Source organism: Xenorhabdus koppenhoeferi (assembly GCF_900116635.1).
Taxonomy (GTDB): domain Bacteria; phylum Pseudomonadota; class Gammaproteobacteria; order Enterobacterales; family Enterobacteriaceae; genus Xenorhabdus; species Xenorhabdus koppenhoeferi.
The window spans coordinates 1-2800 of record NZ_FPBJ01000074.1 but is presented as its reverse complement, the minus strand read 5'-3'; the positions used below and the strand labels follow the sequence as shown (position 1 = coordinate 2800).

Below are 2800 nucleotides of genomic sequence, written 5' to 3'. Positions count from 1 at the left end.
GTAAATTTTTGGGGTGATTTCGTTTCATAAAGAGACCTTAATTAAAGTCATTCTATTCCTTTACCAAAGTGTCCGAATTTATTAAAGCACAACACGAACCAAAAGATGTGTTAGTCAAACATAAATAAACATTGGTTATTATAATTAATAGATATTTTTTATTTGTAAAATAAGAATTCCAATAATTATAATTAAGAGAAAACATAGTGATTCATCTGTAACACTATAATAAAAAATATTACTAAAATATAAAATCCATTACTTGATAACAATAATTTAAATCCTCCACGATGTTTTTAAAAAAACGTGTTTTTAATCACATTTTAATGTAACTTAAAACATCCTTTAATTTCACGAATTTTAAAAAAAATGAAGAAAAGGCAAAAGTTTGAAATAATGGAAAACATATCTAATGCTTTGATTTTAATCATAAATAATCAGAATAAAATATGGTTACCTTGCTAATTTTTTTAAATTCTGATAATGGGTTATTTTTTGGAACAAAATTTGAGATTATAATCACATTATTAATGAAAAATAATATATCATTCAGTTTACGATCGCTTTCTCACTACAAACACAATATAGAAAAATTAGCTTTACTGACATTCAACAATGGAATAAAAACAACCATGTTAACCAATAATAAAGGGCGGAATATTAAGAAGATGAATAATCTGGAGTTTAGAATATTACAGCTTCTTAGGAGAAATCCCTGTCTTGCCCAAAAAGAAATAGCAGATGAATTTGGTATTAGCCGTTCAAGCGAAGCAGGATTAATTTTGAATTTACAAAAAAAAGGACACATCATGGGAAAAGGTTATATTTTTTCCAGTGGAAATTATGCCGTAACCGTTGGTGCCTCCAATATGGACATTACCAGTTTAGCGTCAACTGAATTACTTAAGAAAGATTCCAACCCAGGGAAAATAAAATATACGTTAGGCGGTGTCGCACGAAATATTGCACATAACATTGCCACATTAAAAAATGAGAGTTATCTGATTTCTGTCTTTGGTGATGATGCCTATGGAAAACGGCTTTTTAGAGAAACCCGATTAGCGGGCGTAGACGTTAGCCACTCTCACATACTCAATGATGAAAGAACATCAAGTTATAATTCAATCATTGATAGCAAGGGTGAATTCCAGACAGCCGTGAGTGATATGGATATTTTGAAAAAACTTACTCCTGAGTTATTGAATAAATCTAAATCGCTCATTCAGCGAGCGGGATTACTGGTTATAGACTGTAATTTAACCGAAGAGGCACTGGAATGGTTATTTAAAAATTCGGGCGACGTACCTGTATTTGTCAATCCAGTTTCAGCGCATAAAGCCGGAATAGTACGTAATTGGTTATCGTACATTCATACTATTCGACCGAATAAATTGGAGGCAGAGAAAATCAGTGGCATTAAAATTAACTCAATGGAAAAGGCTAAATCGGTAACTTTATGGTTTCATGAACAAGGTGTTCAAAGGGTTATTTTAAGCATGGGGGCTGAAGGGGTTTATTACAGTGAGTTAGATTATGTATCAGGCCATTCTCCGGCACTCCCTGTCAATCTTATCAATACCACCGGCTCCGGGGATGCAATGATGGCAGGATTGGTCCATTGCACATTAGCAGGTATGGATTTTGAAGAAAGTGTGCATTTTGCCCAACGTTGTGCTGCTCTTGTGCTGTCTACGGAATCAACTTATTCATTGACTCTGTCACCTTTCGCAGCAGCAAAGTTACTGATACCGGATGCAGTTAATTAATAGCAGCGAGGGTGAAATGACATTGTTTACCCGAAAAAACATAATAAAAAATATAAATGTATTGTGGCTAAAGCCGGGCTACAAACCCGGCAATTTTTTAATTCTTACAAAGGGAAATTATCTATTTTGATATTATAACTATCACACCAGAAATGCGAGACAATACAAGTGAGCTTAAAACTGACAAACAAGCCCGGTATGAACACAGTTTTGCAGATAAATATCCCAAAAACCTTGGGGGTAACGTTTTAAATCATCTTCTAAGACCGTTGGCTTTTGCCAGTGAATATGATGAAATCCTACTTTTTTAGTGACGTTTTCGTAATCTTCACGGCTCCAGCGATAAAATGTGAAAGGGCTTGGGGGCGTTGTCAAGAACTCTGCCTGATAACGGACACCATTTTGCCAAAGCTCTTCACTCAAAATTTTGAAACCATAATTATCACAGTTTCCATTTTTCAATTGATAATCCGGGGAAGCCATGCAAGCAATCAGTTTACCAGAAGGTTTTAAATGGTTAGCCGCAGCCTGAAACATAGCTTCGAGCTCGTCAGTGGATTGTGCATAGTGGAATAAGAAAGCAGCTATGACGATATCGAATTTTTCATCTAATTGCATTGCACATACGTCTTGTACATGAAATTCAATATTATCACCGTATTGTGTAGATTTGGCTTTGGCGAGTTCAATCATTTTTTCAGAGACATCAATGCCAACCACTTTTGAAGCACCGCGCCGGTGTAATTCCCGTCCATAATAACCATACCCGCAAGCTAAATCCAAAACTGACTTTCCCTGTATGTCTCCGACCATATTGATTATGTCTCGAAGCTCAGATTGCCGTTGAGCGACCGTATTGGAAAATTTTTCATAATGCTCACCAATAGAATTGTAGCTTGCTTGCTCTTCCATTGTTACAACTCCTGAATATAAATATATTTCTTGGATTCGCCTAATAAGTGCAATTTCTAAGAAAGGCGGTCAGTTGCTATAGTAGGCATCTTTCTCGCCAAAGGAAAATGCGCTATGGCCTA

General features: G+C 35.4%; 2 protein-coding genes. One reads left to right on the top strand and one right to left on the bottom strand.

What is annotated here, in order from left to right; translation table 11 throughout:
- The first annotated feature begins 668 nt into the window (after positions 1 to 668).
- Positions 669 to 1766 carry a PfkB family carbohydrate kinase gene (locus BM329_RS14055; RefSeq protein ID WP_092554405.1) on the top strand — a complete coding sequence of 366 codons (1098 nt, stop codon included), beginning with the start codon at positions 669 to 671 and terminating at the stop codon, positions 1764 to 1766.
- A 174-nt stretch (positions 1767 to 1940) separates the two neighbouring features.
- Here the strand turns inward: BM329_RS14055 and BM329_RS14050 are convergent, their stop codons facing one another.
- Positions 1941 to 2678: a class I SAM-dependent methyltransferase gene (locus tag BM329_RS14050; protein WP_092554402.1), complete on the bottom strand. Its 738-nt coding sequence runs from the start codon at positions 2676 to 2678 to the stop codon at positions 1941 to 1943.
- Positions 2679 to 2800 lie beyond the last annotated feature (122 nt).

Coding starts and splice junctions, on each gene's coding strand:
- BM329_RS14050 (WP_092554402.1), bottom strand. CDS start 2,678: ATGGAAGAGCAAGCAAGCTACAATTCTATTGGTGAGCATTATGAAAAA.
- BM329_RS14055 (WP_092554405.1), top strand. CDS start 669: ATGAATAATCTGGAGTTTAGAATATTACAGCTTCTTAGGAGAAATCCC.